Genomic DNA, 14,202 nt, shown 5'->3' with positions numbered 1-14,202 from the left:
CAGCCATGAGCCGATTTATTGAGGGATTCAAAGCACCCGCTTTTCCGGTTTCGGGTAAGGCCATGGCCATTGGGCTAGCGGTACTTGGGCTGGTTTTGCCCCTTTTAATTTATCTCGTGCTACCCGTCTTGGGCGTCAGTGGGCTGGCAGACGCCCTGGGTTACAAGCGCCTGATTTTACTGGCAGGCGCTGGGATAGGGGCCATTGTCTACTGGCAATATTGGCGCTTTGTCATTCCCCGGCCTCAAGTGTTACTGGGGTTTGTTTTACTGGCTTGGCCGGTGGTGGCTTTTCTCAACGCCATGTTACTGGAGCTGGGCATTAACCTGCGCTTAACCCCCCTGCTGTTGCTCACCCTGATGCTGCCCATGTTGTGGGTCTCCGCCAAAAACTACGCGCTGATTTTCTCCCAGTTGCCGTGGCTCAAGTATTATCTGATTTTTTTCAGCTGGCTGACCCTGTACTTTATTTTTTACAACGCCCACGCCACCGATCCCCAGTTAAGCGGCGGAGATAACGCCCTGAGCGATGGGGCGGTCAGTACCGTACAACTTATTTCCTATTTATACTGCCTGCTTAGCATTACGGTGAGCGCCGTGGCTATTTTAAAAGCCCGAAACTTCCGGGGCTTGTTCGATTTTTTAAATCAGGCCCTGTTATGGGTCAGCGGACTGGAAGCCCTCTTCACCATTATCGGCTTTCCGTTTAAACTCACCAGCCTGATGCTGGACGGCTTTGACCGAGCCATTGGCATTTTTAGCCACCCCAACCCCTTTGCCCACCACATGGGCATTGTCATGATCTATTTACTGGGCCTGTACTGTTACTATCAGGGCGAGCGAAAACAGCGCATGCCAGCGTGGTTAATATGGGGCAGTATTGGCTTCAATTTTCTAGCCTTCATGTTAGGGCTGTCTAAAACCGCTCTGGGAACATTCGCCCTTTGCGCCTTAACCCTGTTTCTGATGAATCTTGCCGTACCGGCGGTTCGGCGAGGCTTTGCCAAAATCCTGATTGGGCTGGTGGTGGTGTTGCCCTTGGGACTGCTGGCTTTTCAGCTCTTATCGGGCAAAAATTTTTTTGGCATGCTGGACTCCCGCATGAACGAAACCGAGAGTTTTGACTGGCGCACCATGATTTGGGAAGATTTGATGAGCCAAATCCATTGGGGCTCGGTGTGGTTGGGCCACGGCTTTACCGCCGCCAACCAAATGGTTTTTAACCTCACCTTTAACGACGCCAAAAACGCCAACCCCCTCATGATGGTTCATAATGCCTACATTGCCCTGTTGTACGATTTGGGCTTAATGGGGTATTTCATGTTTGTCGCCGCCATTTCTTTGGCCCTGCAATCCCTGCGTGGGTGGATGAGCGCCATTCGTCCGGCCTTGCGAACCGAGCATTCCATTATTATTGCCCTGACCCTGTATTTTTTACTGGTGTGCGGCTTTGATGAAATGTCGTATATGTTTGACGCCCCCCAACTGTACTGGCTGCTGGTCAGTTTGTTGTTCTGCATGACCGTACGTGAACGGAGGGCCTTACCCGCATGAGCATTGGTCAGCGCTCCCTGTTTGGCATGCTCACCGGTGGGGTGAGCGTGGTGATTAAAACCGGGCTCAATATTCTGCTCATACCCGTTCTGATTTCCAAACTGGGGCTGGATGTCTTTGGTCTCTACATTTTATTAATCGCTATTTTTGAAGTCTCCATCCTGCTGGATCTGGGGGCCACCGATGCGCTGGTAGCCAAACTCAGCGCAAGCACCCAAACCCAGGCGGAAAAACGGGCCTACCTCAAAGTCGGCAACCTGTTACTGAGCGGCTTGGCCCTGATTGGCCTGCTGCTAGGTCTGGGTGTTGCTCCCTGGTTTTCCAGCGTATTCAATATTTCCGTGGCCTTGGCCCCAATGGCCCAAACCGGCTTTTTGCTCATCGTGATTGAATCGGCATTAATGCTGTACAGCGCCTATAGCCAAGCCATTCTGTTGGCCCATTGTTCTCAGCAATGGACCAATCTGGCTGATACCACCTGCGCCGTCATCGTGAATGTGGGCGCTTTGCTGGCCTTGCTGGCGGGGGGCGATTTGGTGAGCATTATGGCCTTGCGACTGGTGGGCACCACCGTGCGCCTGTTGATCCTGACCGTGCAAACCCACCGGGTGGAACCCTACGCCTATTTTCCGAAAGTGCCTTTCAGCACCGAGGCCGCAGGCAGCGTCATTCGCCTCAGTGGCCATGCCATGATGATCAACTTCAGCATCATCGTGTCTCACAAAATAGATGACATTGTCATTGCCCGCTTTCTACCCCTCAGCGCGGTGGGCATTTACGAAATCGTGTTTCGCTTTTTAGGGGTGGTCATTCAGATTTGCATCAAGTTGCACGAAGGGGTTTACCCCCTGCTGGCCCGCATGGCTTCGCTGAATCAGCCCACCGAAGCTCGTCAGCTTTTTTTAAGAATGAGCTGCTTTCTCAACTTTGTGGCCTGCATGATGCTGATGCTGATTGTGTCTTTTTATCAGGAACTGTTTGTTATTTTTTCGGCGGGCAAGGTGCCGGTGGCTCAAACCTTGCCCATTCTGGCGGTAGCGGTTCCCTGTGTGCTAAGCGGCGTTTTGCAAATGCCCGCCAACGCCCTGTTATTCACCTGGGGTCGACAACGGTTTTTAAGCATTACCAGTCTGCTGGCCGCCGGGGCCAATTTGGGGCTAAGCCTGATTCTGGTTCATTATCTGGGTATTTTAGGGGTGGCTTTGGGCACCTTGCTGCCCCAGCTCATTCAGCATCAATGGGGACTGGTCGGCCAAAGCTGCCGTACCCTGAACATCTCCTGGGGTCAGTATTTAAAAGCCGTGCATGGGGCAATAATTCTGCCCGTATCGGTTTCTTTTCTATGGGTTCAACTCTGGCGAATGGGCTTAGGCACCGCCGCCGCCGGATTATTTCCCATCAGCCTGATTGCGCTGGGCGCTGTGTTATTGGGCAGTTTCCTCTGGTTTCGATTCAGCGCCACTGCCATCGAACGGGATTTACTCAACGCCCTCGTCGCTCAATTTACCGCCAAATTTTCTAAACTAGAGCCCAGTCAGTGACCTTAACCGTGGACACCGCAGGATGAACCCAGGTTTTTCAAATCCGAAAACCGCTGAAAAAACAGAACCTCAGCCCCCTTTAATTTCTATCATCATGCCCACTTATAACGCCCAGCGTTATATTGGCAAAGCCATTCAGTCCGTGCTGGATCAAACTTACCCGCACTGGGAGCTGATTATTGTGGATGACGCTTCCAGCGATGAAACGGAAAGCGTGGTGCAAGGGTTTTCGGATGCCCGGATTCGATACCGCAAAGTGGCCCGCATCGGTCATCCGGCAGGCGTTCGCAATGTGGCCCTCAACATGGCTGAAGGGGAGCTGATCGCCTTTCTGGATTCGGACGATTTATATTACCCCGATACATTGGCAAAATTATCAGCCCCGCTTTTAAACAACCCTCATTTTATTTCCGTTTATGGCTTTGCCTTTCAAATCGATGAACACGATCACCCTTTGCCCAATGCCCTGAGCCTGATTCCAAACCCGGCCCACCGCCAACAACCCGGTGAGCCTGAGTATTTGTTACCAGCAGGCTACCAACACAGTTGGGAACGCATTGTAACCAGTCAAATCAGTTGCCTGCTGGCCGCGCTCATGATTCGTCGCAGCGCCTGGGAGCAAATTGGCTTTTTTAACGAAACCCTGTGCGGGCCGGAAGATTATGAATTTTATGTACGCATGTTTCTGCACAACCACGCAGGGGTGCATTGCCTGAGCGATTATGTGTATCAGTACCGCATTCATTCGGCCAGCCTGACCAAAGCGCCTGAGCATTGCCACCGTTTGCTGGAAAGCTGTCTGAGCATCATGCGCTGGCTGTTTGAGGAAACCGCCCTGCCTCCGGCGGCCAAGGCGTTGAAGTCTGAAGCGTATGTGGGATGTTATCGCTATTTGGCCCGAGAGCGCTTGTTGAACCATCAGCCCCACATTGCCAGAACACTGGCCCTGAAAACATTTTTTGATCCCAATGTTCGCAAAAAAGATGCCCTGCTGGGCTGCGGCGCCTTACTACTGCGCTCCTTCCTGCCCAGCCAGTTCGATCAGGGGCTGGTTGCTTTAAAACGGGAATTTCGGGGCCTGCTCCACAAGAAACCTACACTGAAAGCGAGAGCCAGCTTATGATTACCGAGGCACCGGACATCACCCCGGCATCTGCCCCCCCCCTCAACGCAGCCACTCACCCCACGCATTATCATGTTCACGTCATCAACACCATGGCGGAATGGTTGCCTTTAAAAGCCGAATGGGACGGCTTGCTGAATCGGGCGGGCATTGAAAATTTATGCATGACCCATGGCTGGATGACCCAATGGCTCCAACAATTTCCGGCGGATGAATTGCTGATTGTGATCATTCAGGATGCTCAGGGCCAATGGATTGGGGCAGCCCCTTTTAAAATCAGCAAAGGCAGCCACGGGCTGACCCACAAACAATTGCGTCATTTGCAATTGATTGGCACCCAACCCAATGTGTACGACTGGATGACCCTGGTGGTACTACCGGGTGAGGATGAAACAGCCATGATTCAAACCATGGCGCAGGCCATTCAAAACCGCCGGTGGGACATACTGGATTTTCGGTTTATGCGCTCACAAGAGCAATGCGTTGTGTTCTGTGAGGCCCTTCAACCTGGCCAAAGTGCGCAAGCGGTGGTGAGCAACACCGCCATGCCATATGTGGCCTTGCCGCCCACCGTGGCCGCCTACGAGAAGGTTCGCCGCAAGAAAACCCGGCTGGAAGTGAATCGCCACTGTAACCGTTTTGCCAAAGACTTTGGGCACCCGCCCAAACTGGAATTTCAAATGGCGGATGAGGCCAGCGAGGCAGCGCTGAATCGGTTCATTTCGGCCCATATTCGCTACTGGGCAGATAAACACGAAAAAAGCGATTTTCATCGCTTTCCCAAGCTTAGGCTTTTCTACAAAAACATGCTGGCCTACTCCCAGTTTCAGGCAGAACCCCATGAGCCCAAGCTGTTATTTTCCATTTTAAAAGTGGGTAAAATCCATCTCAGTTATCAACTGGGCTTTTGGCAGGGACAAAGCTATTTAAGTCATATCACCAATTTTAATCAGGGGTTCCGCAGTTACAGCCCCGGTACCATCCATATGGACAATCTAGTGTTTGAAACCCTGAACCGACAAGGGCAAAGGTTTGAACTGGGCCGGGGGGATGAACCCTACAAGCACCTATGGACCCGTGAAAAAGAATTACTGTGGGATTTACGACTGTTTAAAACCCCGGTGGCCCATGCCCTGTGGGATACCGATCAGGTTTTGAAAAAAATAATGGGCAAAACCACCGGGTAAGCCTTCATGCTTATGCCTCTGCCTTTCTCGCCTGACAGCCTCAGTGCGCCCTTTTTCAGCAGCTCGATTTCAGCCTGAAAGCCTGCGGGGTTGGCTTTTCAGCGTGGGGATTTTGCGAGTCAGTCGGGCCTATGAACCATTGCGCCCAGCTTATTCAGCCAATCAGGTCCGGCCAACCCACAACAACCGCCTGTCTCAAAAAAAGGCCGGGCAGAAACCTCGCAAGCCATGCCTCTCCCACTCTTTTTCTGGGCAGGGGTGAAACTTTTTATAATCCTGTTTCGTAACAGAATAACAAGCCTCCAGTGAAAGCTTATTCACTTTTTGATGAGAACTCAAATTTATTAAAGCCAAAGTCTTGTTATAACTAAAGTCAGGAGATCCCTATGAACTCTAAATTTAACCCTATGTACGCCGTTTCCCTCAGCCTGATGTTAACCGGTTTATTGGTGGCCCCAATGACCGCCATGGCCCAAAACGCGGCCGGTGGAGAATCTTCTACCCCGGTGAAGGCCGAAAAAAAGCATGACTGGGGCGGCAAGCATAAAAAAGGCATGCATCAGGGTGGTCATCACAACGCCATGAAGGATTTAAACCTGAGCGAAGCCCAAAAACAACAGTTCAAAGCGGCACATGAAAAATTCCGTCAGGAAAACGCCGGAACTATGGCCACCATGAAAGCCAAGCGGGAGCAATTCAAAGCACTGGGCGATGATCCTGCCAACGCCGCAAAAAAAGAACAACTCAAAGCAGAAATGAAACGGGATCGCGAAGCCCTGATGGCCAAGAAAAAAGCCAGCATGCAAGGCATTTTAAACCCGGAGCAACAAGCCAAATGGGATGCCAAAAAAGCGGAACGCAAAGCCCAATGGCAAGCAAAACACGCCCAGCATAAAGCCAACCAAAAACCGGGCCCCAAACAGTAATCCCTTTCTGGTTTATTTCACAGAAACTTTAACCAACTCAATTGCCGTGGCTTGTCCACGGCTTTTTTTTGCGAAATAGCAGGCGCTACATGCGCTTTTTATAAAAATCTAACTTTTAACGGGCTCTTTTAACATACCCTTTTCCAGATAGAAACCTTTGAGATAGGCTCGTATTTTGGGGTATTGCCACCAATAACCCAGCACCCCCAGCAAGGTTAACCCACCGGCGCATAACAGCGTGGTGCTAAAGCCTATTTTACCGCTTAACCAGCCCATACACAGGCTGCCAAACGGGTACATGCCAATATAGGCCATGGTGTAAAGACTCATCACCCGACCCCGTTTTTTGGCATCCACCAGGGTTTGCAACAAAATATTGCTGGAAGCCAAATGCAGCATCATGCCCAGGCCCAAACAATACAGGCAAATCATGGCCGCCCAAAAGTCACGAATTTGAGAGAACACCAGCAAGGTTAGCCCAAAGCCACACACCGCCGCAGGAATTAATCGCCCCAACCCCAGTACATCGTGCCGGGAAGCCAGATACACCGCCCCGGACAAAGCCCCGGCGCCCACCGCCCCCATCAGCAAGCCCAGGGTTTGGGCGTTGCCATGCAAAATATCTTTGGCGTAAATGGGTACTAATACCGAATAGGGAAGCCCCACCAGACTGTTCAAGGCAATTAACAGCAAAATGGAGCGCATGGGCGGATGGCGATACACATACATCCAGCCCTCCTTCATGCGCTCCCAATAACTGGCGGGCAAATCGGTGGGGGTTTCCCGGTGAATGGTAATGGCCGAAAGCGCCCCAATCACCGCCAGAAAACTCAGCCCATTCAGTAAAAAGCACCAGCCTTCTCCCACCGTGCTAATGGCCAACCCGGCAATGGCAGGCCCAATCAAGCGGGAGCCGTTAAAAACGGATGAGTTCAGCGAAATGGCGTTGCTCAAATACTCAGGCTTATCCAGTAAATCCAGCACCATAGACTGTCGAATGGGGATATCCAGTCCGGCGATTATCCCCAGAAAAGCACTAAGCGTTAAAATATGCCATTCCTGAATTTGCCCCGAAAGGGTTAGATAGGCCAGTATAAAAGCCTGCAGCATGGCCAGCGATTGGGTCAGCATCAATAATTTTCGGCGATCGTAGCGATCCGCCAGTAAGCCCGCAAAGGGGGCTATCAACAAACCCGGCCCCTGATTTAAAAAAGCCACCAATCCCAACAACAACCCGGAATGGGTTAGGCGATACACCAGCCAGCTCATGGCCATCTGCTGAATCCAGTTGCCGATGAGGGAAACCAGTTGTCCGCTGATAAAAAGCCGGAAATTTCGGCTTTGCAGGGCGCGAACCGTATGCTTGAGCTGATGAACCATCCCTTTGGCCGGGAGGGCCGTTGCGGTTTCCATGCGGGTCAAGGGTCCTGTGCATCGGGAAGGGGCCAAGTGAGCGTTGATTTATTATAGAAGAAAAGCGCTTCAGGCGGGTCAAGCCGCTTTGCGCACAAAAGCCAGTCCACCCCAAGGCGACTGGCTTTTGCAATATCATTCCAGAAACTAGTTCAAGGTTTTGATGATTTCCACCAGTTCGCTATCCGGTGGCAAGCCCTGCTTGGCAAACCGAATCACGCCCTTGGTATCAATAATATAAACCGTGCGCTGAATCCCTTTTCCATCTTCCTTCAAGGCCCGGTAAGCCTTGGCCATGGTGCGGTTGGCGTCCACCAGAATGGGAAATTTATAACTTTGGGCGGCGGCAAATTTCTCATGGCTTTCCATCGAATCGGGGTTGCAGCCCACAAACTCGGTATTCAAACCCTGAAACAGTTCCGTATCATCCCGCAGGGCGCACAATTGCTGGGTGCAGCCAGGGGTTTGATCCTTGGGATAAAACACAACAATCAGATTCTTGCCCAGATAATCGGCCAATTTAACCTGACGGCCACCGGTGGCTGGCAAATCGAAATCAGGGGCCTGAGTACCCACTGGCAAAAGGCTATAGGTATCAACAATTGCAGACATTTTCACTTTTCTCCCATTCAAACAAACAAACGAATAAACACTGGTTTTTTCAAATAACTTTAGCTGGATCAAAAAAGTACAATGCGAAATTTGGTGTGTTCTGGCGCATCTTAACACAAAGGCGTTCAAACCGCCTGTTTGCGATCATCGCATAAGGTGGACGGGACTTCCCATTCACCACATAACGCCAACCAAAGCCTGCACGGCCCTGATTGGCATTCATTGCGGTTACTCCGGCTTCACAGGTTCATCGGCGGGCTTTAACACATTTTTTTTGTGCCAAACCACACTATAAAGATCATGGCGTCGATCTTTCAGGTTCATCACCGTACCCGAGTGTCTGGCCCGGTAAATATATTCCAGTCGCAAGTCGGCAAAAGCGACCGTTTCCACGTTCGGGGTGGTATCGGCGGCAATGCCATCTCTGGAGAAATAGAAATCGCAAGGGGTTAAAATGCAGCTTTGGGCATATTGAATGTCCATGTTATGCACTCGGGGCAAGTTGCCCACATTGCCAGACATCACCACATAGCACTGGTTTTCAACCGCTCTGGCCTGAGCCGAATAACGCACCCGTAAATACCCTTGCCGCTCATCGGTACAAAACGGCACAAACAGGATATTGGCGCCTTGATCGATCAAATGGCGGGCCAGCTCCGGGAATTCGCAATCGTAGCAGATTAAAACCCCAATGGGGCCGCAATCGGTTTGAATAACGCTTAACTCGTTGCCGCCTTCAATGTTCCACCAGTAGCGCTCGTTGGGGGTGGGGTGAATTTTGGGTTGCTCGTGAACAGCGCCATCCCGCAGACAAACAAAGGTCACATTCTGGATGGAGCCATCTTTCATTTTGGTGGGGTGAGAACCCGCAATGATATTAATGTTGTATTTAATAGCCAACCGGGTAAACATTTCCTTGATTCTTTCCGTATACTCGGTCAGGCGATCAATGGATTTATCCGGGGCAATCGGCTCATTTTCAATGGACAGCAGTTGCAGGGTAAACAGCTCGGGGAACACCACAAAATCGGAGCGGTAATCGGAAACCACATCCACAAAATAGGTCACAATCTGCTCAAATTCCTCAAAGGAGTGAATCCGGCGTTGCTCATACTGAACCGTGGCCACCCGCACCGACTCGGGCAGGCGTCCCACGTTTTCGCGAGATTTCCCTTCAGGCTCAGGGGCTTCCGGGTTGCGCCAGACCATATGGGTGGCAGCCCCCATGGATTCCTTATCGCTGGGCAAATAGTCCTTCAGAAGGCCGATCACTTCAAAGCCCTGGCGCAACTGAAAACTGGTGGTGGGGTCATTCAGGCTTCTGTTTTTAACCTGTTCCACGTAATTCTCAACGGTGCCGACCTGTTTCAGTTTTTTCTTGAGTAGCGGCATACGACCGCCAAACACAATGCCCTTCAAGCGGTAATAGCTGCACAGTTTTTTTCTTTCGCTGTAAAGGCGTTCGCCAATTCGCAAGCCCCGGTAATCGGGGTCTACAAAAATTTCCATGCCATATAAATATTCTCCGGTGGCCAAGTGGGTGGACCCATAACCGCTGCCGGTAATTTGCCGCCAGGTATGGGCGGACATGGCCGATTGCTCGGACACCCGAATGGTCGCGCAGTAGCCCACAATTTTCTGGTCATAGACCGCCACAAACTGCCCTTCCGGGTAGTTGTTCAACTGTCCTCTTAATACATCCACCGAATAGGGAGGGATATCAGGATACACTTTTTCAGAAAGGATCTGAATCTCCTTTAAGTCGGTAAGCGTGGCGTTTCTGACGACTAATTTGGCTTTACTGGCGTTGTTTTTCATAAAATACCCATATTGGAACTACCCCCTCATTTTACTCGATCTACCCGCCAATGTCTGCCAGCAAAAGAAAATGCGCCGGTTCACAGCATCAATAAGCCCGCCCCGCTTCAATCCTGATTTTCAGAATTGAAAATAAATGAACGGCACCGTGCCTTCCGCAGTGAGTAGCCAGCACAATAAGGCCAGCACACAAGCGGTTTGCACCTTCACCCAAAACGGCAAAGGCAGGTAAAGCCCACGCACCCAGCGCATGGCCAACGGCCCCACAAAACACAAGGCCAGCATGCCAGCAATACCCGCCACTTCATCCCAGTGAGACGGCTTGCCCAATTCGCTCAGCAAGGCCGGAACCTGAAAGAGCCTTGTCAAAATCAGGGAGGCGCTGCCCAGATCTTTGGAGCGAAATAAAACCCACCCCAGGGCCACACAAGCAAACGTCAAACCCACCCCAGCAGCTTGATAAAACGGATGCGCCCGCAAACGGTTCAACCCCGAGTGATCGATTCCCTTGGCCCCGGTTTTAAACAGGTGATAGCCGCCCAGCAACAGTCCATGATACGCACCCCATGCTATATAGGTCCATCCAGCCCCATGCCAGGCCCCGCAAATCAGCATGGTCAGTAGCAAGTTAAACAGGGTGCGCCCTAAAAGCCCCTTGGAGCCTCCCAACGGGAAATACAAGTAATCCCGAATCCAGCGGGACAGGGAGATGTGCCAGCGCTCCCAGAAGTTGCTGATATTGGTGGCCAGATAGGGATGGTTAAAGTTCAGGGGTAGCTCAATATTAAACAGCAGAGAAACCCCTCGGGCGATATGGGTGTACCCCATAAAATCAAAATAAATTTGAACCGTAAAGGCCAGAATACCCAAATAGGTGGCTAACACGCCCCCGGCTTCCGGGTGGGTGAACACCGGATCCGCCATGGCCGCTACCGGGTCCGCAATCATGACCTTAAATAAATAGCCCAATAATATTAATTGGACGCCTTGGGCTATTCGGGCTAAACCCGGCAATTGCAAGGGCTGTTTATACTGGGGCCACAGCTCGCAAAAACGAATAATGGGGCCGGAAATTAAATGGGGAAAAAACATAATATAAAAGTTGTAATCCAGCCAGTTTCTGGCCGGTGCTTTGCCCCGGTAAACATCCACCATGTAACTAATGGCTTCAAAGGTGTAAAAAGAAATACCCAAGGGCAGCAAAATATGCAGCACAGGGGGCGCTTGCACCGGCTGATGCAGGAATTGCAGCAAGCCATAGGCGCTATCTAGCAAAAAATTAGCGTATTTGTAATAAACCAGAATGCCAAGATTAACCAGCAAACCCAGCGTTAAAGCGCCTCGTCGCACCCACGGTTTTTGACTTTTGGCGATGATCTGACTCATCCAGTAATCCAGACTGGTGGAGCCTAAAATCAGGAGGATAAAGGGGACGTTCCAGGAGGCGTAAAATAAGTAACTCATCCCCAGCAACAGCGGTTTACGACCTCGGGCCGGTAAGGTATAAAACAGTAACAGCGTCATCAATAAAAACAGCACAAAGCTGAAAGACACAAAATTCATGGGGGCGAGCCCGCCAAGTTCAACAAGCCACGATAAGGCGGCTGGCTCAGAATTTTTGCCATTTTTTCTGTGGTTTTAACCGCCCCCAAGGGGTTTAAATGATCCAGATCCGCAAACCCGCTTTGATGAATTTTCTCATCGCTTAAATCCAGAAAGTAAACCTGTTTTTGATCCGACAAGCGAGCCAGCCGCTGCGCCAATAAAGACTGTGACAAACCAATTTGCCGGTAATAGCGATCCATCAGCTTTTGCTCTGGCAACCACACCATGAGGACGGGTATTTTCTGCTGCTTACAATAGGTCAGCAACGGTTGAATTTGCTCGGTTTGCCAGTGATAATGGCCCAGCTCTTTTTCAAAAACATCCTCCACCCGATCATTATCCCCAAAGGCCAGGTTGAGGCTTTGGCGGGTATGCACCGTATAGGCGGGCGCCCACCCCTGATCGGAAATTTCCAGCTCGGGATTGTGCCCTTCGGGAAAGGCCATGCGCTTATCAAACTGAAACCAGGTGCGAGGAATTTTTTCCAGCTCGCCACTTAAAAAACCACGATAGCGCACCAGGGCGGAATGACGCTCTAAAACGCATGACGCCCGGTTCATCCAACTAACGGATTCCGTCCCAAAACAGCGTTGGTAATAGGAGGATTGAAAGGCCTGATCGTAATCATCTACCACTTTAGCGCCATTAAAAATGCGAGGGCTAAAATTATAAACAACCAGCTTGGGCGGTCCACTTTGCCCGATAAAGCGCTTCAGCAAAAACAGATTCATGTCCACACTGGCGCTGGGGGTGGCCAAATTGAAACTGCGAAACGCTTTTTGCGGCCCCGCATTCATCAGCACATCCAGCAACTCGGGATAAATGCCAAAATACATCAAAGAATCGCCCAACAGCAGCACATCGGGAGCTTGTGGTTGCTTTGCGCTGGCAATCTGGAATTTGCGATCAAAGGTTGAGGTTTTCCCCAAGAGTGGCTTGGCCTGAATGACCAGCAAACGGGCCCCGGTTTCCAGCAGAAACAGGTTGCATATCACAATCAGGATGGCCACTAAAATGCGTTGAAGCATGGGGATTTCAGGGTGTATCCAAAATAAAAAAACCGAAGTATGAGACAACCGTTTTGTGCCTTTTTCAAACAATCAAGGCAAACAAAAGAGATTGGCCCCCATATTAACATTAGCAGGCCCCAATCAACAAAAAAGCTCTCGGAAAGAGAGCTTAAAAGTATAAATGGTGCCGGTGGTCAGAGTCGAACTGACATGTATTGCTACGGTCGATTTTGAGTCGACTGCGTCTACCATTTCGCCACACCGGCTTTAAATCTGAGGAAACTATAACACCCTTGCCCTTGAGATTCAACACCAAAAACCTAACAAAGTCAGCATCTTTGCGGAAAGGTTAAAGCTCGGCCACCACCACCGTAACCCCGGCATCGATTTCTTGCAAGGTAACTTTGCCAAAACCCGCTGCTTTCAGCCATTGGGTATATTCAGCGCCGGTAAATACATCGCCTTCCGGAGTGGTAATCAGCATGTTCACCCCAAAAGTTAACGCCCAACCGGATTTGGAACGCGCGTCATCCGGCACAAAATCCACAATGGCAATGCGCCCACCCGGCTTTAAAACCTGACGCAGTTTTTGAAACGCCTTTTGAGTGGCGGTAGGCCCCAGCATGTGGCAAATATGAGCCATCACCACCAGGTCAAAACGGGCGCCATCCAAGTCCATGGCCTCTAAATCACCGGGCCAGTAGCGGAACCGCTCGGACAACCCGTGCTGGGCCACATAACTTTCCGCCACATGAGTAACCGAGGGAAAATCCAGCAGGGTGGCCTGACTGCCCGCATCCTTTTCCAGCATGGCAATGGACCAAACCGCAGAACCGCCCGCCACATCCAGCACTTCCAGATTTTGATAAGCGGAACCCACACCCAAAATGCTGGCCAGCTTTTGCGCAGTGGGATAATTGGACACATACAAGCCCTTGACCAGTTCTGAAAAATAAATCTCCAGCTGGGCCAAACTTTGCGCCCCACCCACCGGCTGCCCCGAGGTCACGGCGTCCGTTAACATGGACCAGTTCTCATACAGCCATTTGCAATGATGCACCATACCACCGATGTAAGAGGCCTCTGGTTTTACCAAAAAGTGGGCCACATCTTCCGGCAAACTATAGACGTGCTCGGCACTGGCTTTTAAAAAGCCGATGCCCACCAACCCGTTCAGTAAAAGCCGAAGCCCTCGCTCATCCAGCGACAAACGCTCCAGCAGTATCTCCAGCCGGTTGGCCCCTCGGGCGATATGGGTAAACAAATCCAGATCAATGGCCGTAAACAGAATTTGACTGCGCGTAAAAGCGTACAGGGTATCCTGAATACGATCACTGGTAAGCGGCGTTTGTGAAATAGCGTTCATGGCATCATTCCGGTTATGTGACGCTGCAAAATCCTGGGCTTAAAAACG

Annotated in this window: 11 protein-coding genes and 1 tRNA gene; 5 read left to right on the top strand and 7 right to left on the bottom strand. The window is 51.0% G+C overall.

Annotated features, from left to right (window positions below):
• The first annotated feature begins 5 nt into the window (after positions 1-5).
• From ACEW81_RS03500 to ACEW81_RS03480, 5 genes are all read left to right on the top strand, one after another.
• Positions 6-1,553: an O-antigen ligase family protein gene (locus ACEW81_RS03500; RefSeq protein WP_373531582.1), complete on the top strand. Its 1,548-nt coding sequence runs from the start codon at positions 6-8 to the stop codon at positions 1,551-1,553.
• Positions 1,550-3,094 carry a lipopolysaccharide biosynthesis protein gene (locus tag ACEW81_RS03495; protein ID WP_373531581.1) on the top strand — a complete coding sequence of 515 codons (1,545 nt, stop codon included), beginning with the start codon at positions 1,550-1,552 and terminating at the stop codon, positions 3,092-3,094. Before ACEW81_RS03500 ends, ACEW81_RS03495 begins: the two co-directional genes overlap by 4 nt.
• A 22-nt stretch (positions 3,095-3,116) precedes the next feature.
• Positions 3,117-4,217 carry a glycosyltransferase family 2 protein gene (locus tag ACEW81_RS03490; protein ID WP_373531580.1) on the top strand — a complete coding sequence of 367 codons (1,101 nt, stop codon included), beginning with the start codon at positions 3,117-3,119 and terminating at the stop codon, positions 4,215-4,217.
• Positions 4,214-5,404 carry a GNAT family N-acetyltransferase gene (locus tag ACEW81_RS03485; protein ID WP_373531579.1) on the top strand — a complete coding sequence of 397 codons (1,191 nt, stop codon included), beginning with the start codon at positions 4,214-4,216 and terminating at the stop codon, positions 5,402-5,404. Before ACEW81_RS03490 ends, ACEW81_RS03485 begins: the two co-directional genes overlap by 4 nt.
• A 386-nt stretch (positions 5,405-5,790) precedes the next feature.
• Entirely contained in the window at positions 5,791-6,330 is a 540-nt protein-coding gene (locus ACEW81_RS03480; protein WP_373531578.1) for a Spy/CpxP family protein refolding chaperone, read from the top strand.
• Positions 6,331-6,438: 108 nt separating this feature from the next.
• Here ACEW81_RS03480 and ACEW81_RS03475 read toward each other — a convergent pair whose 3' ends face one another.
• The 7 genes from ACEW81_RS03475 to ACEW81_RS03445 all read right to left on the bottom strand — a co-directional run bounded on the left by ACEW81_RS03475 (position 6,439) and on the right by ACEW81_RS03445 (position 14,154).
• Complete coding sequence (locus tag ACEW81_RS03475) at positions 6,439-7,743, bottom strand: MFS transporter (RefSeq protein WP_373531577.1); 1,305 nt, start codon at positions 7,741-7,743, stop codon at positions 6,439-6,441.
• Positions 7,744-7,890: 147 nt separating this feature from the next.
• Positions 7,891-8,355 carry a peroxiredoxin family protein gene (locus tag ACEW81_RS03470; RefSeq protein ID WP_373531576.1) on the bottom strand — a complete coding sequence of 155 codons (465 nt, stop codon included), beginning with the start codon at positions 8,353-8,355 and terminating at the stop codon, positions 7,891-7,893.
• Between the two features lie 228 nt (positions 8,356-8,583).
• Entirely contained in the window at positions 8,584-10,173 is a 1,590-nt protein-coding gene (locus tag ACEW81_RS03465) for a GNAT family N-acetyltransferase (RefSeq protein ID WP_373531575.1), read from the bottom strand.
• 120 nt (positions 10,174-10,293) lie between these two features.
• Positions 10,294-11,736 (bottom strand): MBOAT family O-acyltransferase, encoded by a 1,443-nt coding sequence (locus tag ACEW81_RS03460; RefSeq protein WP_373531574.1) that lies wholly within the window; start codon positions 11,734-11,736, stop codon positions 10,294-10,296.
• The gene (locus ACEW81_RS03455) at positions 11,733-12,806 is read right to left on the bottom strand and encodes a hypothetical protein (RefSeq protein ID WP_373531573.1); all 1,074 of its coding nucleotides are present in this window, start codon (positions 12,804-12,806) and stop codon (positions 11,733-11,735) included. Before ACEW81_RS03455 ends, ACEW81_RS03460 begins: the two co-directional genes overlap by 4 nt.
• Before the next feature lie 164 nt (positions 12,807-12,970).
• Positions 12,971-13,054: transfer RNA gene (locus ACEW81_RS03450), tRNA-Leu, on the bottom strand.
• A gap of 83 nt (positions 13,055-13,137) precedes the next feature.
• On the bottom strand, positions 13,138-14,154 hold the full coding sequence (locus ACEW81_RS03445) for a class I SAM-dependent methyltransferase (protein WP_373531572.1): 1,017 nt from the start codon (positions 14,152-14,154) through the stop codon (positions 13,138-13,140).
• Positions 14,155-14,202 lie beyond the last annotated feature (48 nt).

This window comes from Vampirovibrio sp. (assembly GCF_041737375.1).
Lineage (GTDB): Bacteria > Cyanobacteriota > Vampirovibrionia > Vampirovibrionales > Vampirovibrionaceae > Vampirovibrio.
The sequence above is the reverse complement of the archived record's forward strand: the minus strand, read 5'-3'. Positions and strand labels throughout refer to the sequence as shown.

Excerpts from the sequence above, each read along its gene's own strand:
- ACEW81_RS03500 (WP_373531582.1), top strand. The coding sequence starts at position 6 with ATGAGCCGATTTATTGAGGGATTCAAAGCACCCGCTTTTCCGGTTTCG.
- ACEW81_RS03495 (WP_373531581.1), top strand. The coding sequence starts at position 1,550 with ATGAGCATTGGTCAGCGCTCCCTGTTTGGCATGCTCACCGGTGGGGTG.
- ACEW81_RS03490 (WP_373531580.1), top strand. The coding sequence starts at position 3,117 with ATGAACCCAGGTTTTTCAAATCCGAAAACCGCTGAAAAAACAGAACCT.
- ACEW81_RS03485 (WP_373531579.1), top strand. The coding sequence starts at position 4,214 with ATGATTACCGAGGCACCGGACATCACCCCGGCATCTGCCCCCCCCCTC.
- ACEW81_RS03480 (WP_373531578.1), top strand. The coding sequence starts at position 5,791 with ATGAACTCTAAATTTAACCCTATGTACGCCGTTTCCCTCAGCCTGATG.
- ACEW81_RS03475 (WP_373531577.1), bottom strand. The coding sequence starts at position 7,743 with ATGGAAACCGCAACGGCCCTCCCGGCCAAAGGGATGGTTCATCAGCTC.
- ACEW81_RS03470 (WP_373531576.1), bottom strand. The coding sequence starts at position 8,355 with ATGTCTGCAATTGTTGATACCTATAGCCTTTTGCCAGTGGGTACTCAG.
- ACEW81_RS03465 (WP_373531575.1), bottom strand. The coding sequence starts at position 10,173 with ATGAAAAACAACGCCAGTAAAGCCAAATTAGTCGTCAGAAACGCCACG.
- ACEW81_RS03460 (WP_373531574.1), bottom strand. The coding sequence starts at position 11,736 with ATGAATTTTGTGTCTTTCAGCTTTGTGCTGTTTTTATTGATGACGCTG.
- ACEW81_RS03455 (WP_373531573.1), bottom strand. The coding sequence starts at position 12,806 with ATGCTTCAACGCATTTTAGTGGCCATCCTGATTGTGATATGCAACCTG.
- ACEW81_RS03445 (WP_373531572.1), bottom strand. The coding sequence starts at position 14,154 with ATGAACGCTATTTCACAAACGCCGCTTACCAGTGATCGTATTCAGGAT.